Origin of the sequence: Streptomyces sp. NPDC001194 (genome assembly GCF_042896985.1) — a bacterium.
Lineage (GTDB): Bacteria > Actinomycetota > Actinomycetes > Streptomycetales > Streptomycetaceae > Streptomyces.
In genome coordinates this window covers 147512-172388 of sequence record NZ_JBIAXU010000007.1, presented here as the reverse complement: position 1 = coordinate 172388, position 24877 = coordinate 147512, and the positions used below count along the sequence as shown (strand labels likewise).

At 71.7% G+C, this 24877-nt stretch carries 16 protein-coding genes; 3 read left to right on the top strand and 13 right to left on the bottom strand.

Going from position 1 to position 24877, the window contains the following annotated elements; all coding sequences use genetic code 11:
- Positions 1-8: 8 nt before the first annotated feature.
- The 5 genes from ACFY1T_RS18005 to ACFY1T_RS17985 all read right to left on the bottom strand — a co-directional run bounded on the left by ACFY1T_RS18005 (position 9) and on the right by ACFY1T_RS17985 (position 11709).
- Positions 9-2174, bottom strand: a complete 2166-nt coding sequence (locus ACFY1T_RS18005) for a PQQ-binding-like beta-propeller repeat protein (protein ID WP_390789004.1) — start codon at positions 2172-2174, stop codon at positions 9-11.
- 104 nt (positions 2175-2278) lie between these two features.
- A complete protein-coding gene (locus ACFY1T_RS18000) occupies positions 2279-4642 on the bottom strand; it encodes a PQQ-binding-like beta-propeller repeat protein (protein ID WP_390789003.1) in 2364 nt (787 codons plus the stop codon).
- A gap of 65 nt (positions 4643-4707) precedes the next feature.
- Complete coding sequence (locus ACFY1T_RS17995; RefSeq protein ID WP_390789002.1) at positions 4708-6735, bottom strand: PQQ-binding-like beta-propeller repeat protein; 2028 nt, start codon at positions 6733-6735, stop codon at positions 4708-4710.
- 455 nt (positions 6736-7190) lie between these two features.
- Positions 7191-9557, bottom strand: a complete 2367-nt coding sequence (locus ACFY1T_RS17990) for a non-reducing end alpha-L-arabinofuranosidase family hydrolase (protein ID WP_390789001.1) — start codon at positions 9555-9557, stop codon at positions 7191-7193.
- Between the two features lie 592 nt (positions 9558-10149).
- On the bottom strand, positions 10150-11709 hold the full coding sequence (locus ACFY1T_RS17985) for a sigma-70 family RNA polymerase sigma factor (RefSeq protein WP_390789000.1): 1560 nt from the start codon (positions 11707-11709) through the stop codon (positions 10150-10152).
- 676 nt (positions 11710-12385) lie between these two features.
- On the opposite strand from ACFY1T_RS17985, the gene ACFY1T_RS17980 reads away from it, so the two are divergent.
- Entirely contained in the window at positions 12386-14932 is a 2547-nt protein-coding gene (locus ACFY1T_RS17980; RefSeq protein WP_390789136.1) for an RICIN domain-containing protein, read from the top strand.
- 152 nt (positions 14933-15084) lie between these two features.
- Here the strand turns inward: ACFY1T_RS17980 and ACFY1T_RS17975 are convergent, their stop codons facing one another.
- From ACFY1T_RS17975 to chvE, 8 genes are all read right to left on the bottom strand, one after another.
- Positions 15085-15894, bottom strand: a complete 810-nt coding sequence (locus tag ACFY1T_RS17975; protein ID WP_390788999.1) for a hypothetical protein — start codon at positions 15892-15894, stop codon at positions 15085-15087.
- Entirely contained in the window at positions 15891-16424 is a 534-nt protein-coding gene (locus ACFY1T_RS17970; protein ID WP_390788998.1) for a SigE family RNA polymerase sigma factor, read from the bottom strand. The genes ACFY1T_RS17975 and ACFY1T_RS17970 overlap by 4 nt, the downstream gene beginning before the upstream one ends.
- Before the next feature lie 125 nt (positions 16425-16549).
- Positions 16550-17452 (bottom strand): expansin EXLX1 family cellulose-binding protein, encoded by a 903-nt coding sequence (locus tag ACFY1T_RS17965; RefSeq protein ID WP_390788997.1) that lies wholly within the window; start codon positions 17450-17452, stop codon positions 16550-16552.
- A gap of 187 nt (positions 17453-17639) precedes the next feature.
- On the bottom strand, positions 17640-18101 hold the full coding sequence (locus ACFY1T_RS17960; protein ID WP_390788996.1) for a helix-turn-helix domain-containing protein: 462 nt from the start codon (positions 18099-18101) through the stop codon (positions 17640-17642).
- A 211-nt stretch (positions 18102-18312) separates the two neighbouring features.
- Complete coding sequence (locus ACFY1T_RS17955) at positions 18313-18438, bottom strand: hypothetical protein (RefSeq protein ID WP_390788995.1); 126 nt, start codon at positions 18436-18438, stop codon at positions 18313-18315.
- Between the two features lie 186 nt (positions 18439-18624).
- Positions 18625-19860, bottom strand: a complete 1236-nt coding sequence (mmsB, locus tag ACFY1T_RS17950) for a multiple monosaccharide ABC transporter permease (RefSeq protein ID WP_229335131.1) — start codon at positions 19858-19860, stop codon at positions 18625-18627.
- A 3-nt stretch (positions 19861-19863) separates the two neighbouring features.
- On the bottom strand, positions 19864-21411 hold the full coding sequence (mmsA, locus tag ACFY1T_RS17945; protein WP_390788994.1) for a multiple monosaccharide ABC transporter ATP-binding protein: 1548 nt from the start codon (positions 21409-21411) through the stop codon (positions 19864-19866).
- A gap of 105 nt (positions 21412-21516) precedes the next feature.
- Entirely contained in the window at positions 21517-22608 is a 1092-nt protein-coding gene (chvE, locus tag ACFY1T_RS17940) for a multiple monosaccharide ABC transporter substrate-binding protein (protein WP_308284550.1), read from the bottom strand.
- 459 nt (positions 22609-23067) lie between these two features.
- On the opposite strand from chvE, the gene ACFY1T_RS17935 reads away from it, so the two are divergent.
- The gene (locus ACFY1T_RS17935; protein WP_390789135.1) at positions 23068-23256 is read left to right on the top strand and encodes a substrate-binding domain-containing protein; all 189 of its coding nucleotides are present in this window, start codon (positions 23068-23070) and stop codon (positions 23254-23256) included.
- A 1052-nt stretch (positions 23257-24308) separates the two neighbouring features.
- Positions 24309-24851 carry a hypothetical protein gene (locus ACFY1T_RS17930; protein WP_390788993.1) on the top strand — a complete coding sequence of 181 codons (543 nt, stop codon included), beginning with the start codon at positions 24309-24311 and terminating at the stop codon, positions 24849-24851.
- Positions 24852-24877 lie beyond the last annotated feature (26 nt).

The following is a 24877-nucleotide window of genomic DNA, read 5'->3' as shown; positions in this document are numbered from 1 at the left end:
GGCGGATGTCAATCGAGCGGTACGGCCGCGAGGCGGTCGACGGTCTGGGGGTAGAGCCGATTGCCGCGCTGGACGATCATCGTCGGGCCGTCGGGCATGTTCACGGCGCCCGCGGCGAGCGTCCACGCGACCCGGCGGGCCGCTACGTCCACCGCGACGACCGCCTGACCGGCGCCGCCGACCGCCGCGTAGAGCTCCCCGCGGAACGGGGCGGGAGCCGCCAGCATGGAGACGTACGCGCCCGGGTCGTGGGTCCACACCTTTTTCCCGGTCGACTCGTCGAAGGCCTGGAGCGCCCCGTCCGCAACGTACACCGAGCCGTTCACGCAGACGGGCGCGCTCAGCAGCTTCGTACCCTCCGGCTCCAGCTTCCAGGCCACCGCGCCCGTCACCAGGTCCACCGCAGTGATCCGCTCCTCGAAGTCGAAGACGTGGCGGTCCGAGGCGACCGGAGGGTTGATGCCTCCCGACTGGTTCGGCGACGCCGCCTCCTGGTCGGTGCGGACCCGGCAGGCCCACAGCAGGCGGCCGTCGCGCAGGTCGACGGCGAAGACGCGTGCGGGATCCGAGCAGATCAGGCGGCCGCCGGAGATGATCGCCGACATCATGAGCGCACCGTTCGAGTCCAGGACGGCGCCCTCGACGCGCGTGCGCCAGCGCAGTTTCCGGGCGCCCAGATCGTAGGAGAGCAGCCAGGCCTCCTCCTGCTGTCGCTGGTCGGCGGAGCGGAAGTACGCCTTCAGGTAGAGGCATTCGGCGTCCGCGGCGAGCAGCTGGGTGGTCTGGGCGAGGCCGCCCAGCACGGCCGGGTCGGCCGCGTCGCCGGGGAGGCGGCCGGAGCGCGGGTCCAGGAATCCCGCGCTCGCGTTGCCGTCGTCGTCGAAGACGAAGCCCACGAGGCGGTCTCCCGCCACGGCCACGTCGACCTTGGCGGTCTGGGTCTCCCACAGGATCCGGCCGTCGGCCGTCGAGATGCCTCGCAGGACGTCGCTCGTGTGGATCAGGACCTCGTCGGACGCGACGGCCGGGGCGGCGGAGAACGGGGACGGAACCGACCACACCGGGGCCGGCGGGGTGCCTGGCGGGCGGGAGCTCCGGCCGGGGCCGGGCGACGGCGTACGGTTCCCCGAGCCCGAGCCCGAGCCCGATCCGGGGAGGTTCCCGGTGGCCCAGAGCGCCGAGGCGCCGCCCACGGCGGTGAGCGCGGCGGCCGCCGTGCCCGCGATCAGGGTGCGCCGGGAGAGCGCGCGGCGCGGGGCGGGGGCGCGCAGCGGGGCGGGGGCGAGGGTGGCGACGTCCCCGATCCGGCGGGACAGGTCGGCGAGGAGCGCCTGCGGCAGCAGGTCCGCGAACTCCCCGGGGTCGAACGGCCCCCACTCGTCCCACAGTCGGCCGGGGGCGGGCCGGTCGCCGGGCTCCGGTGACAGGCAGGCGGTGAGCGTCTCGCGCAGCCCGTCCGGCAGGCCCGTCAGGTCGGGGTCGGCGCCGTCCCGCAGCAGTTCGAGGGTGCTCTGCCGACCGCGGGCGTCGTAGGGGCCGTGACCGGTCGAGGCGAACACCAGGACCGCCGCGAGGGCGAACACGTCACCTTCCGGGCCGGGCGGTCCCCCGCGCGCCTGCTCGGGTGACATGTACGCCGGTGTGCCCGCGAGCCCCCCGGCCTCCGTGAGGCGGGGGCTGCCCGGGGCCTGGGCGAGCCCGAAGTCGATGAGCCGCGGGCCCTGCGCGGTGATCAGTACGTTCGACGGCTTGACGTCCCGGTGGACGAGCCCGGCACGGTGCAGGGCGGCGAGGGCGGCGGCGAGCGCGGAGCCGAGTCCGCGGACGACCGGTTCCGGCAGCGGGCCCCCGGCCACCACCGCCTCGGTCAGCGAGGGCCCGATGAGGTACGCCGTGGCCAGCCAGGGCCGGGCCGTGTCGGGGTCGGCGCCGAGGAAGGCCGCGGTGTGCTCCGCGCCCAGGGCCCGCGCGGCCTCGGCCTCCAGGGTCAGCCGCTGACGGTAGCCGGGCTGGTCGCGCAGGTCGGACCGGACGGTCTTGACCGCGGCGAGGCGGCCACCGGTGGTGCGGGCCAGGAAGACGGTCCCCATGCCGCCGCCGCCCAGCCGGCCGAGCAGGGTGTACTCCCCGAGCCGCTCGGGATCGTCGGGCAGCAGGGGCAGGAGCGTGGACATGACCGGTGGACTCCTTCGGGGCGGACGGGCGTATCTGTGAGTGGCTCGCGCGTGCGTGCGTCGGCGGGGGCCGTGGGAAGGCGTGTGGGGGAGGGGGCGCGGGGTCACTCCGCCGGGAGGGCGACGACGACGGACGGCCGGGCGACGAGCAGGGTGCCGGGGACCGCGGCGAGTTGGAACGGTACCCGGGCCTCCACCCCCGCCAGCCCGGTCTGCCACATCCGTTTGCCCGAGGGGATGCCGGTCGCGGTGATCTGGTGCAGGGTCGCGAGGTAGAGGGTGCGTCCGGAGGCGCTCGCGGTCATGCTCCCGAGCTCGTTCCACGCCAGGTTCTCGGTGAGCGTTTGCTCCCACAGCGTCCGGCCGGTGTCCGGGTCGACGGCGACGATGGGGCCGGTGCCGTCGTCGGCGAGGTACAGGGTGCCGCCGCTGAAGAAGGGCGGGGCGTTGGTCCCGGCGACCAGGGCCTGCGACTCCCACAGCCGGGTGCCGGTCTTCAGGTCGTACGCGTGGGCGCGACCGCCGGAGAGAAGGAAGAGCCGCCCTCCGCCCGCCGGGTCCACCACGGAGGCGGGGCCGCCGTGCACGTCGGGGTAGGAGCGGTTCCAGAGCATGTGTCCGCTGCTCCGCTCGAAGCCCGCGATCGCGAGGGTCCGGACGGCCGTGACGTCTCGGAACACCTGCTGGGGTACCTGTACCTCCACGACGACCGTCTCGGGCCCGACGGTGGTGGCGAGTTGCGTGTTGCCGAATCCGCTCGGCAGCGGGGTGCGCCACAACTCCTTGCGATGGTCCAGGTCGAACGCGGCCAGCAGGTATCCGCCCGTCGGACTCCCGTCCCCCGTGAGCAGCCACGCGGTGGCGCCGTCGGCGGCGAGCACCCTTGCGAGCTGCTCGTTGCGCTGGAGCCACTGGGTGCGGCCGTCACGCATCGAGCAGAGCGACAGCCCCTCGCGCGTGGCCGTCAGGAAGCGGTCGCCGGGCACTTGGACGGGCGGGGCGCTGCCGCCGGCGGGCAGCTGCCACACCTCCTTGCCGGTGCGCAGGTCGTGCCCGTACAGGTCGTCGCCGCGCGTCATCAGGCAATGGTCGGCGCTGCCCACCGGGAGGAGCCGGGTGCGGGCCGTCGGGTCGTCCAGGCGCCACAGGGCGGCCGGCGGCATGCCGGGCACGCGGGGGCTCGTACCGGAACCGCCCCCTGCCGCGGACGGCCCGGTGCGGCCGTCCTTGCGCATCAGGGCGGGCCAGGCGAGGGTCCCGGAGACCCCCAGGGCCGCGCCCGCCACGCCGGTGAGCAGACCGGACAGCACCCGGCGGCGGGTGGGCGGGGCGGGCGCGTCGGGGGTGGCCGGGGCCGGAACCGGGCCGGGGGTCGGGGGCGTCGCCGCCTGGGTGGCGGGGTGCGGGGGCTCGTGCGCATCGGCGTCCGCCGGGGCCCGGCCGTCCCCATCCCCGTCCGCCTGCCCGCCCGCGTCCGCATCGGCGATCTCCAGGTCGGCGATCGCCTGCGTGCGTACGGCCAGTGCGGCGACGACCCGGCCGGGCAGCGGGTCCGGCGTCCGCTCCGCGTCCTGCCCTCCGGGGGCCAGAGTCCGGCACAGCTCCGCGGCGGTGGGGCGGTCTGTCGGGGAGGCGGCCAGCGCCGCGGCAACCACCTCGCCCAGCTCTCCCGGCAGGTCTGGCAGTTCGGGCCGGTTGTGGAGGGCGCGGTAGGCCAGCACGGGCGGCGGGCCGTCCCCGAAGGGGAGCCGCCCGGTGGCCGTGTGGAGCAGCAGCACCGCCAGGGAGTACACGTCGGCAGCGGTGGAGGAGGGCCGCCCCGCGGCCACTTCCGGGGCCATGAAGGCGGCGGGCACGGTCGACACCCGGCTGTGCGGTTCGGGTCGCCCGGGCCCTGCGTCGGGTCGCGGCCCCTGGCCCGGCCCGGGCTCCGGCCCCTGCCGTTGCTCCGGCCCCTGCCGTTGCTCCGGCCCCCGGCCCGGTTCGCGAGGCGACGCGGACGGCATGCGGCAGGCGTGCAGGGCCATCAGCAGCGGGCGGGCCGTGGTGAGCCAGACCCCGTCGGGTGCCACCGCGCCGTAGCTGATCCCCCGGGCGTGCAGGGCGGCCAGGGTGTCGGCGACCTCCGCGGCGAGCCGCACCGACTGTTCCAGGGGCAGGATGCCGGACTCCGGTCCGGGCTGCCGCCTCACGTCGGAGAGGGACACGGCAGGGGTGTGAATGAGGGCCACCCACGCGGGCTCGGTCCCGGTGCTCAGGTCCAGTACAGGCGGCACACCCGGCACGGGCCCACGGCGCACCGCCTCGGCCGCCCGGTACGCGCCCGGGGGCAGCAGGCACACCACGGCGTGCCCGTGGTTCCGGTCGCGGCCGACGTACATGCCGCCCCGCGGCGGCACCGGCCGGGGGCCGGGCCAACGAGCCAGCAGCCGGTACGGCCCGGCCGACCGCGGGTCCTCGGGGCGCAAGCCCTCCCCCAGACGTCCGCCCCCCACCTGTTCCCCCCTCACCTCGTGGCCCCGCCCGGGACCGGTCACATGCCCGGCAGGGCGCGGACCGCGCTGCCGCGTTGCCAGATGACGCTGCCTCCGGCGACCGCTCCCCGCCAGGGAACGTCGGCACGGACCTCCCCGGCCGGGGCCGGTGCGAACACGTACTGCTCGGCCGCCAGTCCACCGTGCACCACGAGGATTCCGAGCTCGGGCCTCCGCAGCGGTGCGAAGATCCCGGATCCCGCCACCAACGGGGCCTGGTTCTGGGCCAGTTCCTCGGCGGCCAGCACGGTCCAGGCGGGGGCTCCGGTCCTCGCGTCGATGCTCCGGAGCTGGCGGCCGTCGGCGACGTACACGCTGTCGCCGGCCGACGTGGGCACGCCGAAGCCCGCGCTGTCGTCCGCGGGCAGCGTCCACAGCTGTTCGCCGCGCCCCCGGTCCAGGCAGGTCAGCGTCCGGTCTCCGGCCCCGCCCAGCAGCACTCCGCGCGCGGACAGGGCCGTCCGCGAGCTGTCGGTGCCGGCGGGCCGCCGCCACACGGAGCCGCCGTCGGCGGCGGACAGGGCCACCACCCCGCCGGCGGCGGAGGCCAGGAGCAGCCGCCCGTACCCGGCGGCCGCCGAGAGCACCGTGCCCGACACGGGGACGGGCACGCGCCAGCGCACCCCGCCGTCCGCCCGCTTGAGCGCGGCCAGGCGGCCGTCGGCGTCGAGGACGTACACCTGGTCCTCGTCGGCGGCGAGCAGCCCGGTCACCCCGTCGCGCGCGCGGTGGCGGACCGTACCGCTGCCGGGGTCCAGGAACAGCAGGGCGCCGTCCGGGTCCAGGGCGACGGGTCGGCGGCCGCCGACGAGGTCGCGCACCACCGGGCCTCGCCAGCGCCGTTCGCCCGAGACCGGATCGTGGAGGAGGAGCTCGCCGCCGCCGTCCGCGAAGCACACCCGGCCGTCGACGTCGACCGGCCCGAAGGCCGGCTGCGCCGCGGCGCCGTCGTACGACCACAGGGGCCCCGGCACTGTGCCGGGCGGGCCGCTCCAGCGGGGGGCGGGGGTGCGGCCGGGGCCGTCGTCCTCCTGGAGGGTGCGCAGGGCGGTGGCGCCGGTCGCCGCGAGGAGCACGGCCGCCCCGACGCCGGTGAGCACCCTGCGCCGGGTCGGCAGCCGCGGGCCGGCGCCCAGGGCGGCTGCGGCCCGTGCGATCTCGGCGGCGTCGGCGAGCACCGTGGGCGGCAGCCAGCGGGTGGCGGCGCGCAGGGCGGCGCCCTGCGGGTCGAGTTCCGCGGCCACCTCCGTGGCGGCGGGCCGGTCTTCCGGCTGCTTTTCGAGGCAGCCGCGGATCACGGGCGTCAGCTCGGCCGGCACGCCGGTGAGGTCGGGGGCCTCGTAGGCGATGCGGAAGTCCGAGCGGACCGGGTCTCCGTCGTAGAAGGCGTGCCGGCCGGTCAGTGCGAAGACGAGCAGCGCGCCGAGGCAGAACACGTCGCTCGGCGGCCCGAGGGGCCCCTTCACCACCTGTTCGGGCGACATGTAGCCGGGCGTGCCGGGGCGCTGCCCGGTCGCGGTCAAAGTGGCGTCGCCGGTCACCCGGGCGATGCCGAAGTCGACGACGCGGGGGCGGTCGGCGCCGAGGATGACGTTCGACGGCTTCAGATCACGGTGTACGACCCCGGCCGCGCCCAGGGCCGTCAGGGCCCGGCCGAGCGCCCCGGCGAGGACCCGCACGGCGGGCGCGGGCAGGGCCCCGTGCCGCAGTACGGCAGCGGCGAGGGTCGCGCCGGGGACGAACTCGGCGGCGATCCAGGGCACTTGCCCGGCGGTCGAGGAGCCGAGCACGTTGGCGACGAAGGGGCTGCGGACCGCCGCCGCGGCGGCGGCCTCGCGGGTGAACCGCTCGCGCAGGTCCGCGTCGCGGAAGAGTTCGGGCCGGATGGTTTTCAGGGCGACCGGACGCCCCCGACGGCGGGCGAGGTAGACCGTCCCCATGCCGCCAGCCCCGAGCACCCCCAGGATCCGGTGACCTCCGAGCTGCGCGGGCGTACCGCCCGGCAACGGGGTGATCACTGGTGTCATGCTGTTGATCGTATGCGCGCGGGCATCAACCATCCGTGGAATCAACAAAGTTCACGTATCCCCGGCTGGGCGGGGGCGCACCTCGGCTGCGCCGGGCGCGCGGTGGCGGGGAACCCTTCGCGATGGACCTGGTGCGGTTCGCGATGAGTTGGGGGAAGTTCCGGGGCGGGAATCGGAGCGCCGTCGTAGCCTCCAGACCGCACGCCGCTCCCTGGCAGGGCCGGACGAGACGCAGTTGGACCGGATCGACAAGGCCCGGTGTTCGCGGTGGCGTCGTAGTGCTTCGGTCCGTACCCACGACGAAGTCCACAAGAGAGAGGAACCCCAGCCGACGTACGGCTGGGGTTCCTCGAAGCGGAGGGTATCGGTCAGCAGGTGGGGTTGCCCGGGCCGTGTACCACTCGTCTCCGCGTCGGCAGGCAGCCCCGAATCGCGATCACCGGGGATCGGACGGGTTAGCGCTGCAGGGTGAGGACACCCGGCCGGTACGGCAGTTGGTCGTAGGGGCCGCCCGCGGTGGGGGACTTGCCCTGGTAGAGGAACTGCAGGTTGCAGGGGTCGATGGTCATGGTCTGGTCAGGGTTATTGCGGACCAGGTCACCGTGACTGATGTCGTTGGTCCAGGTGGCACCACTGTTGGCCTTGCCCGCGAAGGGGTTGCTTTCGCTGGTGGCCTGCGGTGTCCACGAACCGCTCAGGCTGGAGGCCGTGAACGAGCGGAAGTAGCGTCCATTCGCACCCCTCGCCTCAACGATCATGAGGTACTGGTTCTGGCCCTGAACCTTGTAGACCTGCGGCGCCTCGAACAGGTTGTCCGCCGAGTCGCTCATGATCGTCGTGTACGACGAGCCGAAGTTGCCCGGGAAGTTCCCGATCGGCATGCTCGCCCGGTAGATCTTGCCGTTGTCACCGGCGAAGAACAGGTACATGTTCCGGCCGTCAGCGATCAGGGTCTGGTCGATCGGGCCGGTAGGGGAGTTGGGGATGCTACCGGTGAACAGCGGCTGCGGCGAGGACCAGCCGTTGGGGTTGGTGGGGTCGCTCGACGTGCGGTAGATGAAGGGCCACGAACCCCACTGGTACGCCAGCACCCAGATGTTCTTGGGCGCGAAGTAGAACAGCGTGGGCGCCACCGCGGCCTGGCTCATCCCGGTCTGGCCGGCCGACGCCATGTCCGGCCAGTTCGTGAAGGGACTGAACATCATCGAGCCGTACGACGACCCCGACGTGTTCGACGCGTAGACCAGGCGCTTGCCGTTGTACACCACGTCGGTGAAGTCCTTCACCGAGCCCCACCCGTTCGCCGGCTGTGCCAGCGCACCCGTCGACGTCCACCGGTACGTCGACGGAAGAGCACACGTGCCGCCCGTCGGCGTGGGCGTTGGCGGGGTCGTCGTCCCGGACGGGCCGGTCCACTGCTGGTTGCTGCCGGTCCAGCAGGAGTACAGCTGGATCTTGGTGCGGTTGGCGGTGGCCGCGCCGACGGCGTCGAGGCACAGCCCGGACTGGACGCCGGCGATCGTGCCGTTGGTGTTGATGTTCCACTGCTGGCCGGCGCCGCCGTCGCAGTCCCCGATGACCACCGCGGTGCCGTTGCCGGTGCCCTTGGCCATGGCGCCCAGGCACTTGTTTCCGTAGATCTTCAGCTGCTTGCCGGAGGTGTAGGTCCAGCGCTGGTTGGTCTGTCCGTTGCAGTCCCACAGCTGCGCCTGGGTGCCGTTGACGGTGGTGGAGCCGTTGATGTCGATGCAGCGACCGGAGGGGACGCCCTTGATCGCTCCGGTGCCAGTGCCGCCGGTGGTACCGGGGGCGGCCTTGAAGGCGTTCACGACGGCGGTGTAGGCGGCCTTGGGGTTCCCGTTGTTGTCGAACAGCAGAGGGCTGTCGCCGCTGCGCCAGGAGTCGCTGTCACGGATGCCCCATACCGTGATGCCGGTGCACCGCCCCACGGCCAGGCAGGCGTTGACCGTGTTGGCGTAGTAGGTGGACGACGCCCGGGCGATGTCCAGCTCGGTGATCTGGACGTCGACGCCCAGGGCGGCGAAGTTGGACAAGGTGGTCTGGAAGCTGGACGGCGGGCCGCCGGTGCCGAAGTGGCTCTGGAACCCGACGCAGTCGATCGGTACGCCGCGGGACTTGAAGTCCTTGACCATGCTGTAGACGCCCTGGGTCTTGGCGTCGGTCCAGTTCTCGATGTTGTAGTCGTTGTAGCAGAGCTTGGCCGAGGAGTCGGCCGCCCGGGCGGTGCGGAACGCTTCCTCGATGAAGCCGTTGCCCAGCACGTTCTGGAACACCGAGTCGCGGTGTTGGGAGGAGCCGTCGGCGAACGCCTCGTTGACCACGTCCCAGGCGTAGATCTTGCCCTTGTAGTGGGTCATCTCAGCGGTGATGTGGTTGTTCATCACGCTGCGCAGCGTGTTCGCGTCGCTGATGGAGCTGACCCAGGACGGGAGCTGCGAGTGCCAGACCGTGGTGTGGCCGCGCATGCGCTGGCCGTGTGCCAGGGCATGGTTGACGATCTGGTCGGCGGGGCCGAAGGTGAAATTGCCGCGGGTCGGTTCGATGGCGTCCCACTTCATCTCGTTCTCCGGGGTGATCATGTTGAACTCCCGGTCCGAGATCGCGGCGTAGGTCGAGTCGCCGAGCCTGCCGGCGGCCACGGCGGTGCCGAAGTACCTTCCCGAGGGGGCCGCCTGCGTACCCAGGTTCGCGGCTCCGGCGGAGCTGGGAAGGAGCGTCACGACACCGGCCACCAGCGCCGCGGCCGACAGTCCTGTCGCCAATGTCCGGCGACGCCGGCTGAGCCGGTGCAGGCCCTTCATGATTCTCCTCGGGGGTCGCGGGTCACCCTGGGTGCCGTGATCGTGCGCGCATCGGCCGGTACGGCCTGATCCGCCGCGGGGTGGGTGCGGTGCAGGACGTGGGGCCGATCCTGCGTACCGGTCGCCCGGGGTTCGTGGGTGTGTCGCGTCATGGGAGGGGCTTTCTTCAGGAGATACGTCAACGGGAGAGTCGGGGAACCTGCCACGCCGGCACGCATGGTGAGCGGCGGGAAAGGCACCCCACGATATGGAGGCCTCCGAACTCGCGGTCTCGTAACAAATAAGTCGCGTCGTCCGGACGATTGCCCGGTGATGCATCTCGCAGGCAAAAAGCGTTATGCGAAGCCCCACGGTCGGGTCGTCCCTGGAGAAAGGGTGCGCCGTCCTGATCATCAGTGAAGGATTGTGGAGTGGCACCGGTGGCGGTTGCGGTGATCAGCCTTCAAGCCGGTCACAGTGGGGCAGCCGTCGCTGAATGCGGATCGGAGCTGGATTCGGCGCAGCACGCTGCTCACTGCCGGGCTGAGAACGGCGTGGTGCAGGACCAAGGTGCAGGATCACCAGCCGTCGCTGCGCGACTCGGTCCACATGCTCAAGGAGCGGTGGCCCAGGCCCTGCGCATGATGAAGGAAGCCTGGCAGGCGAAGGTCCGAGTGCCGTCGGAGCCATCGAGCCAGATGCCGCCGTCGCGGTGGCGTAGGACCGATCCGGGATAGTTGTGCGCGTGGAGGGTCACCGACCCGGCGACCGCCCCGGGGCGCGGACAGAAGGTGGCGTCTTCACGGAACAGCTCGCTGCCGTCGTCGGTGCTCAGCTGGAGCCGCAGGTCACGATGGCGCAGATAGCGGCCGTCGGCGGCGCGGAAGGTGACGCACCGTGTGTCGGCCAGCCCTCCCATGACCGCGAAGGTGACCCGCTGCCGTGTCTGCGTGCTGCTGGACGCGGAGACTCGGGTGAGCGTCGCGAAGTCGTCGGCATACGTGAGGTACAGGGCGGGGTCATCCACGGACTCCAGCGACTGTGCGCCCAGCGGAACAGTGCCTGCTACGGCGGACGGGCTCACCGGGGACGGTCCGGCCGACGTGGTGGTGCGTGACGGGATCGGCGTGGGATCGCCGGCCGGGGGAGCGGCGATGACGCCGGGCACCCGATGCGGCGGTTCGGGCCAGGTCGCGTAGGTGGCGGTCCCGGCGATGAGCACCGCGCCGGTGGCGAGGCCCACCAGCGGATGAGCGGTCACCGCGTGGAGTTTGCCGATCAGCGAGCCGTGCAGAGCGCCTCCCCCCGGCGCGGTGGCGACGGCGAAGTGTGCCGTGGCCAGCCCGGCGGCGCTCGCGGCCGTGCCGGACAGCAGGCCCTTGGCGGCCAGCGCGCCGATGAGTCCGGCCGGGACGGCCAGCGGCGCGAGGCTGAGGAGCAGGAGTTCGGCCGGAACCCGTTCTGTGGTCGTCGCCATGCAGACCGTGCAGCCGCGGGTGTGCCGCGCGATCCGCTTGCGCCACACCGATGCAGGGACACCGTCCCAGCCGCCGACGGTCTCGTTCAACTGCGGGCAGCGCGGGTCGGCCTCCAGTGCGGCGACGATCGCCCGGCTCAGTTCCAGCTGCTCGCGCATGCGCTGCAGGCTCACTCCGACGTGGGCGACAGTCAGCCCCGTCGCGGCGGCGATGTCGTCACGGCTCAGCGAGCCGGCGCATTCCTGCCACCACAGCGACAGCAGCACCCGATGGTCCGGGTCGAGCCACCGGCGGGCTTCGACAACCTGACGACGCTCGTCCGACACGTGCAGACGCAGGATCGTCACGTCCTCAAGTTCGGCGCCGGCGTCCGGTAGCTGGAGTGCCTCGTCGATGACCGTGGTCCGGTCGGCGAAGGCGCGTTGCCGCTGCCAGTGGGCACTGATCTGGCGGAGTGTGATCGACACCAGCCAGGACCGGAAGCTCTCCGGGGAACGCAGGGCAGGCAGGTCGCGCACCACGCGCAGCAGGGTTTCCTGGACGACGTCGTCGACGTCGGCATGTCCGCTCAGCGCTCGCCCGACGATGTTGTAGAGCAACGGCAGGTACGCGGCGATCAGCTTCTCGCGCGCCCGGTCGTCACCGGCCTGCGCCGCGACAACCAGCCCCGCGTGGTCCGCATCCATGAGCCCCATTCCCACCTCCCTCAGGGGAGAGATCCGCCGAGTACGGCGGGCCACACCTTGGCCTCGGGTATTCAACCGGGCTGGGCGATCTGACGACAAGTGAGGAGAAGGCACCCCTGAGCTGCGAGGATTCGAGTGTCTGGGTCACCTTCTCGGTGAGCGAGCGTACAGGGTGGGACCAACGGCTTCCTGTCGCCGCTGACGGGAAGGGGTAGATCCGGCACGCCGGAGCGGTGCTGGAGCACCAGGTCGCGGACCGTGCCGGGTTGACCGCCGCACTGGGTCGGTCGTGGCCGAGGGGTGGGAGCGCAACATGTCCTGCGCTCTGTGTTCAGCCACGCGGCACCACGGTGTTGTACCACTCTCGTGCGTACGCCGGCACGATCGGCGCGCGCCGGGCCAGGCCGTCAGTGGTCCAGGGAGGACTTCGGCGATCGGCAACCTTTCGCGGAGCTGTGGCGACTGACGGGCGACCCGAAGACGATCACACCCACGGATTGTCCGATCACACCGTCGCATGCTGCTGCGCACCGCTGACCTGAGCGGGTGTGCGTGGCAGGCTCGGAGCAAGGAGCACCCCCCCATGAACGAGACGGATCCCACCGCGCACGGTCACGGTCGGCGCACGCACGCGGCCGGTGGCGAGCGACGTACGCGTGGACGCCACCGCCGGCGCTGGACGACGATGGGTCTGGCGCTGTGCGTGCCCGGTGTGCTCGGTCCCTACCTGCTTTTCGTGCAGGCCGACTCGGAGGCCGCGACGTTGGATTCCGACGTCTACTACGAGGTGGTGTCCGTGCGCAGCGACAAGGTGCTGGACGTGCCCGGCGCGGACACGTCGGACGGCGCCTGGACACGGCAGCAGAGCCGCGTGGCCGGTGCTGCGAGTCAGCAATGGCGCCTTAGGCCGACGCGGGACGGCTACTACGGGCTGCAGAACCGCAGCAGCAAGAAGGTCCTCGGTGTGCGGGGTGCTTCCGGACAGTCGGCGGCAGCCGTCGAGCAGCAGTCCGACCACGGCGCCGCCACGCAGCAGTGGAAGATCGAGGACGTCGGCGGCGCGGCGGTGAAAATCGTCTCCCGGAGCAGCGGCATGGTGCTGGACGTGTGGGGCGGATCCAGCGGCGACGGCGTGCCGCTCATCCAGTACGCGGACCAGGGCAGCACCAACCAGCGGTGGAAGCTGGTGAAGGTGGGCGGCTCGGGCAGGTACACCTGGCACAACGCGCAGATCGTCGGTGGCGGATTCGTCACCGGGCTGGTCTTCAACCCCGCCCGCAAGGACCTGCTGTACGCACGGACCGACATCGGCGGCGCCTACCGTTGGGACGCGACCGCCGCCCGCTGGAACTCGCTGACCGACTGGATCGGCGGAGCCGACTGGAACCTGCTGGGGATCGAGAGCCTGGCGACCGACCCGGTCGACCCGAACCGCTTGTACCTCGCGAGCGGCACCTACACCAACGACTGGGCGGGCAACGGTGCGATCCTCCGCTCCACCGACCAGGGCAGGACGTTCCAGCGCACCGACCTGCCGTTCAAACTGGGCGGCAACGAGGACGGCCGGTCCATGGGCGAGCGGCTGGTGGTGGACCCGTCCGCCCACGGCACGCTCTACCTGGGTACCCGTAAGAACGGGCTCTGGCGCAGCACCGACTACGGCGTGACGTGGAGCCAGGTCGCCGGCTTCCCCGTGAAGGACGGTGCGAGCAGCGGCGTCGGCCTCTCCTTCGTGACCTTCGGCCCGTCCGGCAGCCGGACGATCTACGTCGGGGTGGCCGACAAGACCACCTCGCTGTACCGATCCACCGACGGCGGCAGCACCTGGCAGGCCGTGCCCGGCCAGCCGAAGGGGCAGCTGCCGCAGCACGGTGTGCTGTCCGGCGACGGCTCGCTCTACCTGACGTACACCAACGCTCCGGGCCCGAACGGCGTGACGGCCGGTTCGGTGTGGAAGCACACGCCGTCCATCGGGGGCTGGCAGAACATCTCGCCGTCCAGCGGCGGTTACGGCTTCGCCGGCCTGGCGGTCGATCCGCAGCACCCGTCCACGGTCATGGTCACCACGCTGGACCGCTGGTGGCCCTCGGACGAGATCTACCGGTCGGCCGACGGCGGCGCCTCTTGGAAGGCGCTCGGCGCGACCTCGGTGCGGGACAGCTCCGCAGCGCCCTACGTGGGCACCGGCATCGGCCACTGGATGGGCGCCCTGGCCATCGACCCCTTCGATTCCGGGCACGTGCTGTACGGCACCGGATCGGGGATGTGGGGCAGCAACGACGTGACCGCGGCGGACACCGGGCGGGCGACGCACTGGACCGTCCCGGCCAAGGGCCTGGAGGAGACCGCGACCCTCGGGCTGATCAAGCCCCCTGGTCTTCCGCTGATCAGTGCCCTCGGCGATGTCAGCGGGTTCCGGCACGAGGACCTCACCAAGGTGCCCGCCAAGGCGCTCTCCGGACCGCAGTTCACCAACATCACCGGTATCGACTTCGCCCAGTCGAAGCCGCAGTTCGTGGTACGGGTCGGTCTCGGCGGCGAGCAGCACGGTGCCTATTCGACCGACGGCGGAGCCGTCTGGGCGCCGTTCGCCACGGCGCCGACGCGCGACGCGGGCGGCGGTTCCGTGGCCGTCTCGGCGGACGGCGCCGCCGTGGTGTGGGCCCCTGATGGGCAGGTTCCGTATTCCTCGACCAACCGCGGCTCGGCCTGGACGGCGACCTCCGGTCTGCCCAAGGACACGGCCGTGGTGGCCGACCGTTCGGCGGCGAACACCTTCTACGCCCTCAGCGACGGCACCTTGTACGCCAGCACCGACGGCGGGAGGAACTTCACCGCCCGGGCCACCGGTCTGGGTGGCGGGCAGCTCGAGGCGGTTCCGGGCATCGCCGGTGACCTGTGGATCGCCGGCGGGGGCAACGGACTCCTGCACTCCACCAACGGGGGGAAGAGCTTCGGCAAGGCCGGCGGAGTGGAGCGGGCGACCGCCGTCGGCTTCGGCAAGCCGGCCCCGGGTGCCGGGTACCAGGCGCTCTACCTCTCCGGGCAGGTGAAGGGCGTCGCCGGGCTGTTCCGCTCCACCGACGGCGGCTCGGCCTGGGTCCGGATCAACGACGACCAGCACCAGTTCGGCGGCAGCGCCATCAGCGTCATCAGTGGCGACCCCGACGTGTACGGGCGGGTCTACCTGGGCGCCTACGGCCGTGGCGTGGTGTACGGCGACCTGTCCTGATCGCCTCGGCCCGTGGGCGTGCGGCGGTCAGAGCCGTTCCACCCACGGGCCGGGGAAACGGGACCACACGGCGCGCGGCGAGGGTGAGGCACGCGGCGCGCAGGTGCGTGGGCAGGGGCGTGGGCGGCTTCGGCCCGGCTACGGGCACGGCCTCATCGTGTCGGGGTGAAGCCGCCCCAGACCGAGAAGGCGCCGCGGGGACCGTTGGCGTCGACGCGGTAGCCGTCCTGCCCGGCCTCGCGTGCGCCGGCGGCGTGGTTGTACTGGCCGGCGAAGACGTGCTGTCCGGCCGGGACCGTACGGCCCGGCTTGAGGATCCAGCGGTAGACCACTGCTCCGCCCTCGTTCTGCACGGTGACGGTGAAATCCTCGGCGGGCAGCGTCCGCCAGCTGCCGGTGCTCTGCACCGCGCCGGTCTGCGTGATGCGCAGTTCCACGGTGAGGGCGGTGAGCGGCTGCGTGGACTTGAGGGTGATGTCGCTCTGCGCCCAGAAGCTGTTGCTGTTCGCGTCCAAAGCGCCGGCCGACGACAGTGGCCCGTCCTGGACCTGCGCGCTGCCGGGCCGGGCCGAGCCCGCGGAGCCTGACGCCGAAGGGCGGGGGCCCGTCGGGGACGAACGGTCCGGCGTGGTCGGGCTGCCGGTGACGGGCGCCGATGGTGTCGACGGTGTCGAACGGGGGCTCCCGGACGGCGCGGACGGCGCGGCGGGGGTGGCCGAGACCTCCGGCCGGGCCGGCGGTGACTGGACGATGGCGGCGACGGCGAAACCACCGACCGCCAGGGTGCCGACCACGGTGAGGGAGGCGAGCGCGACCCTGGGCCAGGGCCTCGCGCCGGACGGCTCGCGGTGGCGGGCGGGGGCGCCGGACATGCCGCGTTCCACGCGTGCCAGGATCCGGGCGCGGTCGGGCTGGTGGGCCTCGGCGGCTGCGCGCAGCCGCTCGGTGAGCTCCTCGTTCAACGACTCCTCCTCCCCGCCACAAGTTCCCCGGCTGATCCCGCGCTGCCCAGCAGCCGTTCCAGCTCGGCCATCCCCTTCGAGGTCTGGCTCTTTACCGTACCGACCGATATTCCGAGCGCCAGTGCGGTGTCCTTCTCCGACAAGTCGAAGGCGTGCCGCAGGACCACGCACGCCCGCTTCCGGAACGGCAACCGGGCGAGAGCCGTCCGCACGTCCACCACGGCGGCCACGTCCGGACCGCCCGACGGCTCCGCGCCACGGGACCAGAACAGGGCGATCCGGCGGCGCTCGCGCACCGTGCTGCGGATCCGTGACCGTGCCAGGTTGGCGACCACGCCACGGGCGTAGGCGAGTGGGTGCTCGGCCTGGCGCAGCCGGTCCCAGCGCTGCCACAGTGCGGTCAGGGCGTCCGCGGCCAGATCGTCGGCGCCGTCCGCCTCGCCCGTCAGGAGATGGGCGAACCGGGCGAGTTCCGCGTAGTGGCGTTCGAAGAAGTCGTGGAACTCCGCGGACGCGTCATCGAGGACCATGTCCGACGGTCGCCCCTTTCGCAAATGTGTGCGCTAACATCCGGGCGGCAGCGTACCAGCGCCCGGTACGACCCGAGACGCTCCGATCCGCCGGACCGGAGCGGCCACCCGGCCGTGGTGTGGTTTCAGTGCGGGGCGAACTGGACCCGTGTCGGTTGTGCGACGTCCGGGAGCAGCGCGGTGCCCTCGACCGTCAGCTGCTCCCCGTAGATGTCGGTGATCCTCATCGCGCCGCCGCACCCGCTGCCGTCGGCGGAGAGGAAGTAGTTGTAGTCGGTACGGGGCAGTTTCCGCCAGCCCGCGGCGGTGCGTACCTCCAGCCGCGCGACCGGATTGCGGTGGCCGATCACCTGGATGCCGCACCAGTTTGGGCTGGACCCGGTCTTGTACCGGATGGAGAGCGCCCCGGATGTCTGGGGACTCAGCAGGCTCCAGGTGATCGGGATGCGACCGAGCTTGGGGTCGGCCAGTTTCGCGAAGGCCTGTTGGCTGAGGTCCAGTTGTCCGGGCGCGCAGGGCAGCGGGCATTTGTTGGTGATCCGGACCGTGATCGAAGCGCCGTTCGCGGCGCGGACGCGCACGTACGCGCCGCACGCCCTGGACGACTCGTAGTCGGTGGTGTTCATCGCGGCGATCATGAGGTCGTCGCTCGGGCCGAACAGGCAGGCGCCGTTGCCGTCGCCGACGGCGTAGGCGGTGGCGACGCCCTTGTAGGTGGTCCCGGGCTGGATGCGTCCTGCCGACGGCGCCGGGGCGGACGCCGCCGGTGGGGATTCCTTCGCCGAAGGCCGTGGCGTCTGCGCGGTGGCCGTCGCGCCGGCCGCGCTCGGGGTGGCCGCGGCTGGCGAGCTGGCCGCAGGGGACGGGCTCGTCGGGGCCGAGGGCGTGGCTCCCGTCAGGGGGGCGGCGGGGGCGGCCACGTCGGCCGGGGCCACGGCCGCGGCCCCGGCCTTGGGGTCGGGGCGCATGGCCGTCACCAGGCAGAAGAGGACGCCCGCGGCGGTCAGTATCACTGCCGCCCCCAGCATCAGCCTGTGTCTACGCCTGCGTTGCCGCGCGGCCTGCCGTGCAGTCTGCATGTCCGTCCGTTCGAAGATTCGAGTCGAGGTGCACTGCCTGGTCGCCGCAGGACGCGGAAAGGTTGCCGCCGTTGTGGAGCGGGCGTGCGGCGGGTCCTTCGGGGCGGCCGGGCGGCGGTGTCCCGTATCGGTCCGCTCACTGATCGGGGGAGTGCGGGGAGGCGGGCCGGGCGGCACGGATGCCGCGCGGAGAAGCTCCGCGCGTGCGGCGACAAGCCTTGTTGAACACCTGGAGGTCGGGAATGCCGACCGATGCGGCGACGGCGGGGACGGAAAGGGTGGTGGCCTGCAGGCAGTGGCGCGCCCGTTCCATCCGCCGGGCCAGGACGTAGCCGACGACCGCCTCCCCGGTCGCTGCGCGGAAGAGCCGCGTCAGGTGGTTGTGGGAGAAACCGGCCGCCGACGCGATGTCCGGCACCGTCAGAGGCCGCCCCAGCCGTGCCTCGATCAGGGCCACGGCGGCCGTGACCGCCGGGTGGGCGGCCTGTGCGTTCCGCTCCCTCGCGGGCGCGAGCTGGGCGACCCGCCACAGGGCGGCCCACACCTCGGCCGCGGCCCGTGCCGGGACGCTCGGCCAGACGGCCACTGCCTGCCGCAACTGAGTCTTCAGGCGCTTGAGTTCGGGGCCGGCGTGCTGGATAGCCGAGATGCTGCGGGGAGTTCCACCTGAGCCCAGGCGGAGGTGGACGCAGAGGTGTGAGGACCGGCCCCGGTAGCGATAGCGGACTCGGCGCCGGACGGTACGAGGCTGACCCCGCCGGACGGACCGCGTACATCGCGCCGTCAACGGTCAAGTCGGCCTCGTGGTGCTACAGATGGAGCTGCCAGAGGTCCGGCAGGGAGAACACGTCCACGTGACCGGCCGGGCCGTGCACGCCGATGCCGACGGCGGCGAGAGGGGGCTGCTCGTCAAGGTGGGCGAGTGTCGTCTGCATGGTCGCCTTTCCTGCCAGCGCCTCGGTGAGCCGCTGGTAGGACCAGGACCCTGCCGCCCCCGCGTGCCGGGCGCTGTGGTGGGAATCGACCAGCGGAGGGTGAACGTGGCCCACTCGGGGGGCGGCCGCGCGAAGGCACGCCTCCTCGTGCGAGCGGCGGCAGCGCCGAGCCGAGGAGGGACAGGGTCAGCCTCCGGCCTTGCGCTTGTTGTAGACGTCGAAGCCGACGGCCGCCAGCAGTACCAGGCCCTTGATCACCTGCTGGTAGTCGGTACCCACGCCGACCAGCGACATGCCGTTGTTCAGCACGCCCAGCACCAGACCGCCGGTGAGCGCACCGAGGACGGTTCCCACACCGCCGCTCGCGGAGGCGCCGCCGATGAAGGCGGCCGCGATCGCCTCCAACTCGAAGTTGATGCCGGCCTGCGGCGTACCGGCGTTGAGTCGCGCGGCGAAGACCATCCCGGCCAGGGCCGCGAGGACACCCATGTTCACGAAGGCCAGGAAGACGACCCGCTTGCTCTTCACCCCGGACAGCCGCGCCGCCGCCTCGTTGCCGCCGATGGCGTAGGTGTGCCGGCCGAGGATCGAGTTGCGCATCACGTATCCGAAGCCGACCAGCAGGACGCCGAGGATCAGCAGGACGATCGGCACGCCGTGGTAGCTGGCCAGCAGCAGCGTGAAGGCCACCACGGCCGTGGTGATCGCGCCGAGCTTCACCAGGAACAACCCGGCCGGGAGCGGTTCCAGCCCGTACGAGGCGGCCCGCCGCCGTCCGCGCACCTCCTGCAGGATCGCTACGGCCAGCACCGCGAGACCCAGCAGCAGGGTGAGGTTGTGGTAGTTGGTGTGGGGGCCGACCGCCGGGAGGAAGCCGCTGCTGATGTTCTGGAAGCCCTTGGGGAAGGGCGCCACCGACTGCCCCTGCAGCAGGATCTGGGTCCCCCCGCGGAACAGCAGCATGCCGGCCAGCGTGACGATGAACGAGGGGATCCCGAGATAGGCGATCCAGAAGCCCTGCCAGGCTCCGGCGAGAGCCCCGATCAGCAGCGCGGCCACCAGCGCCACGGGCCACGGCGCCTGGTGTTTGACCATCATCACCGCAGCGGTGGCCCCGACGAAGGCGGCGAGCGACCCGACCGACAGGTCGATGTGCCCGGCGATGATGACGATCATCATGCCGATGGCCAGGATGAGGATGTAGCCGTTCTGCTGGATCAGATTGGTGATGTTGAGCGGCTGGAGCAGGATGCCGTCCGTCCAGAACTGGAACAGCAGCACGATCAACGCCAGCGCGAGCAGCATCCCGTACTGGCGCAGGTTGCCGCGCAGCGCCCGGGCCAGTACGGCACCGGCCGACGCACCTCGGCCGGTCTGCGGTGTGCTGGGCGTGGTCTCTGGGGTGGTCTTGGTCTGGGCCATGCCTCACACCTGCTTGTCGGGGTATGCCGCGCTCATGGTCATGAGCCGCATGAGGGATTCCTGGGTGGCTTCCGCACGGTCGACCTCACCGGTGATCCGGCCTTCGGCCATGGTGTAGATCCGGTCGCACAGGCCCAGGAGTTCGGGGAGTTCGGAGGAGATGACGAGTACCGTCTTGCCCTGGGCGGCGAGTTCGGCGATGACGGTGTAGATCTCCGCCTTGGCGCCGATGTCGATGCCCCGGGTGGGTTCGTCGAGGATCAGCACCTTCGGCTCGGCGAAGATCCACTTGCTGAGGACGACCTTCTGCTGGTTGCCGCCGCTGAGCTTGCCGGTCTCCGCGAACACCGAGGGGGCCTTGATGTTCATGGTCCGCCGGAACGATTCGGCGATCCGGGCCTCCTCGTGCCGGTCGACCCAGCCCCGCCGGGCGACCTTGCCGAGGGCGCCCAGCGAGATGTTCCGGCTGATGCCGTCGTTGAGGTTGAGGCCGAGCTGCTTGCGGTCCTCGGTCGCGTACGCGATGCCGTGCCCGATCGCCTCAGGCACCGTGCGGGTACGGATCTCCCGGCCGTCCAGCCGCACCCGGCCGCCGGTCCACCGCCCGTACGAGCGACCGAAGACGCTCATGGCCAGTTCGGTGCGGCCGGCGCCCATGAGGCCGGCGATTCCGACGATCTCGCCTCGACGGACGTTGAGCGAGACGCCGTCGACCACCTTGCGCCGGTGGTCGATCGGGTGCTGGACGCTCCAGTCCTCGATCTCGAAGGCGACCTCGCCGATCTCGGGGGCGCGCTCGGGGTAGCGGTGTTCCAGGTCGCGGCCGACCATGCCACGGATGATCCGTTCCTCGGAGATGCCCTCGGGACCGATCGCGATGGTCTCGATGGTCCGCCCGTCGCGCAGGATGGTGACGGAGTCGGCGACCCGGGCGATTTCGTTCAGCTTGTGCGAGATGAGGATGCAGGAGATGCCCTGGGCTTTGAGTTCGAGGATCAGGTCGAGCAGTTTGCGGCTGTCCTCCTCGTTCAGGGCTGCCGTCGGCTCGTCGAGGATGAGCAGCTTGACCTTCTTGGCGAGCGCCTTGGCGATCTCGACCAACTGCTGTTTGCCCACGCCGAGATCGGCGATCCTGGTGTGCGGGCTCTCGTCGAGTCCGACCTGCCGGATCAGTGCGGCGGCGTGGGTCAGCGTCTTGTGCCAGCTGATGACGCCCCGGGTGGCGTGCTCGTTGCCGAGGAAGATGTTCTCGGCGATGGACAGGTAGGGCACCAGCGCGAGTTCCTGGTGGATGATCACGATGCCGCGCTGCTCGCTGGCCCGGATGTCCCGGAACCGGCAGGGCTCGCCCTCGAAGTAGATCTCGCCCTCGTAGCCGCCGTGGGGGTGGACCCCGCTGAGCACCTTCATCAGCGTGGACTTGCCGGCGCCGTTCTCGCCGCAGACGGCGTGCACCTCACCGGCGGCGACGGTCAGGTTGACCTCGGAGAGGGCCTTGACGCCGGGAAACGTCTTGCTGATCGACCGCATCTCGAGAACGGGTCGGGCCATGGTAGTGCATCCGTTTCGTCGGGGCGGTGCGGCGGCGGCCGGTCTCCCGGGCGTCGCACCGCCGTTCCGTCGTCGCCGGACCCGTCGGTCGGGCTCCGTGGGCTGCTACTTGAGCTGGTCCGCGGTGTACTGGCCGCTGTCCACCAGGACCTCCTGGTAGTTCTCCTTGTCGACGCTGACCGGCTGGAGCAGCTGAGCCGGCACGATCTTGACGCCGTTGTTGTACTGGCTGGTGTCGTTGACCTCGGGCTTGCCGCCGGTCAGCAGTGCGTCGCCCATCTGGACGGCGGCCTTGGCGAGTTGGCGGGTGTCCTTGTAGACGGTCTGGGTCTGCTCGCCGGCGATGATCGACTTCACCGAGGCAAGCTCGCCGTCCTGGCCCGTGACGACGGGCAGTGGCTGGCCGGCGCCGTAGCCGACGCCCTTGAGCGAGGAGATGATGCCGATCGAGATGCCGTCGTACGGCGAGAGCACGGCGTCGACGCGGGCGGCGGTGTACGACTTGCTCAGCAGGTTGTCCATCCGGGACTGGGCGAGACCGCCGTCCCAGCGCAGTGTGGCGATCTGATTGAGGGAGGTCTGGCCGCTCTGCACGATCAGCTTCTTGTCGTCGATGTACGGCTTGAGGACGCTCATCGCGCCGTTGTAGAAGAACGCGGCGTTGTTGTCGTCCGGCGAGCCGGCGAACAGCTCGACGTTGAAGGGGCCCTTGCCGTCCTTGACGCCGAGCTTGTCGACGATGTAGCTGCCCTGGAGGACGCCGACCTTGTAGTTGTCGAAGGTCGCGTAGTAGTCGACGTTCCCGGTGCCGCGGATCAACCGGTCGTAGGAGATGACGGGGACGTGGGCGTCGGCGGCCTTCTGCAGCACGTTGGTGAGCGAGGAACCGTCGATGGCGGCGATCACCAGCAGCTTGGCCCCCTTGGTGATCATGTTCTCCACCTGGGAAACCTGGTTCTCCACGACGTTGTCGCCGTACTGGAGGTCGGTCTTGTAACCCTTGGCCTGGAACTCCTTGACCATGTTGTTGCCGTCGTTGATCCAGCGTTCCGACGACTTGGTCGGCATCGCGATGCCGATGAGGCCGCCTTTGGCGTCCCCGCCACCGCCGTCGCCTGCTCCGTTGGCGCTCTGGCCGCAGGCTGCCAGCGACAGCGTCAGGCCCAGGGTGACAAGGCCTGCTGAAAGCTTTCGCACAGTTCCTCCAGTGATGTTCCGCGACCGGCACGGTGCGACCCGGCTGGGAGAACCGGAAGCGGTCGAGCGGGGCCGGCCGGGAGTCGTTGCTCGCGCTGTTGCGAAGTTCGGGTGTGCAGCGGCTCCGGCTTGGCGATACCTGAGTGTTAACGCTCACAACTGTGTCGTCAAGAGTCTGTTCAGATCACCGTTGGGCAACATCGCCGCAGGCGGGCAGCCTCCTCGTCGGGGCGGACCCACGGCGGGAGGTCCGGGTGTGCCGACCACGGACGGCTTCCGTGGTTTCTGCCGGTTCGCCTGACGCGGCACTAGCTGCCAGGCGGGATTGCGGATCGCCGAACTGCGAGACGTCCCGGCGGTCTTCTGCGCCGGCGATGACCTGGTGCTCGGCCCGCTGCGCGCCCTGCACGAGTCCGGCCGCTCGACCCTGGGAGGCATCGGCTCGTCGGCTTCGACGGCATTGCCGAGTCCACCTGCTTCACTCCGCCCCTGGCCTCTGTGCGGCAGGACTTCGGTGAGCTCGGCCGCCGGGCCCTGGAAACTGCTCGTCGAGGAGTTGGGGGGCGGTGTGCACACCCGCACCCCCACCTGCTGATCTCGCCCGAGATGGTGCTGCGTCGCAGGGCGGGCCCCGAGGGCCGTTCGTGAGCCGGCGCCATCGGACCCGGGGCCGACCGTCGCGTCCGAGGCTCCCCGCCGCGCTTTGTCGAGGCCCCCATCGGTTCTTTGGCGGAAATTGTTAGCGCTAACAATTTGCCGTGTCGAGAGAGGTGCCGCTTGAACTCGGCAGGAACCAATGCCGGTTTCCCGCGCAAGGATGAGGAGGTGGACCGACCCCTGCTGTCCGGGGATCGGGCAGGTGTGTCCTCGGCGCCGACTCCGGCATCCTCACCGGTCGTGCCGTGCTGGTCCGCGTGCGTGGCGGACAGGAGCTCGCGGCCGTCGTGCACGCGTACCCACACGGCGTCATCGAGCGCGAGTTGGCAGGCGCCGGGCGCCCACTGCCGCCTGGCCGGACCTCGCGGCATCCCGAGGACTTGCGCGAAGTACTGAGCACCGTCCTTCCCACCTGCCGTACTCGCCGTCGCCGGCGTTGATCCCGCCCACCTCATCGGCGTCACCACCGACCTCACCACCCGCACGGTCCGGCCGGTGGTCGCCGAGGGCGCCGCGCTCGCCGAGACCGCCCAGTGGGCCGCTCACCCGCACGCCTGCCCCAAGCCGTGGACACGTCACCCGGCCCAGGACCAGGCCGGCCGTATCAACGCCGACACGCCGCCCGCGCAGGGAAGTGGATCTCCCGCTACGGCAGGTTCGGTCCGCGGCTCGGCGATCCACGCCGCTGCTGGCTCCGGGTCGCACCCGGACGTGCGCTCCGCGATGGCGGTCATGGGTCGGGTGATCCGGGGGCGTGCCGGGGTGACCCTGATCCGGTCGGCGCCTACGACGTGCCGTACGCCGAGCACCGCGCTCTGCGGGACCACTTCGGGACCGCTCCGGACGAGCTTGCTCGACCGGCTGGGGCCGAATCCGCCGCGCCGCCCTGACCATGACGGCCGCACCGACCACGGCCTGCCTGTTGGCCATCGTTACACCCTGGGGCGCCAGTTCGTCGTGGGAGACGCCACTCGACCCTCACCCCGTACCTCCAGCGCGCCGCCCAACAGGCCCACGCCGCCGGCGTCCCCGTCCTGCGCGCCATGGTGCTGGAATTCCCCGACGACCCCGCCGCCGCCGCGCTTGACCGGCAGTACATGCTCGGCGACGACCTGCTCGTCGCCCCTGTCTTCACTGACGACGGCACGGTCGAGTACTACGTGCCGGAAGGGACGTGGACGAACGTTCTGACCGGCGCTCGGATCACCTGTCCCCGCCGGGTCCGCGAACAGCACGGCTTCCGCACCCTGCCGCTGCTGGCCCGCCCCGACTCCGTCATCCCGCTCGCCGCCGACGACCAGCGCCCGGTCTCCGCCTGGGCGGACGGCGTCGAACCTCGGGTGCACGCCTTCGCCGACGGCGCCGAGCGCACCGTGGTGATCCCGCGCTCCGACGGCCCGGCGACGTGGCCCGCTTCCACCTGCGCCGCCGCAGCGACCGCCTCCATGCGACCACCGACAGCCCTCATCCGTGGCAGCTCCGGTTCGGCGGGCCGGACGGAACCGTCCACGCCCGGCCCGCCGGCACCCTGGAGGCCGACCTCGCCCACCCGGCCTGAGCGGGGCGGCCCTAGCCGGGCGGCCTGAATCGGAAGGAGGCGCCCGGCGGTCAG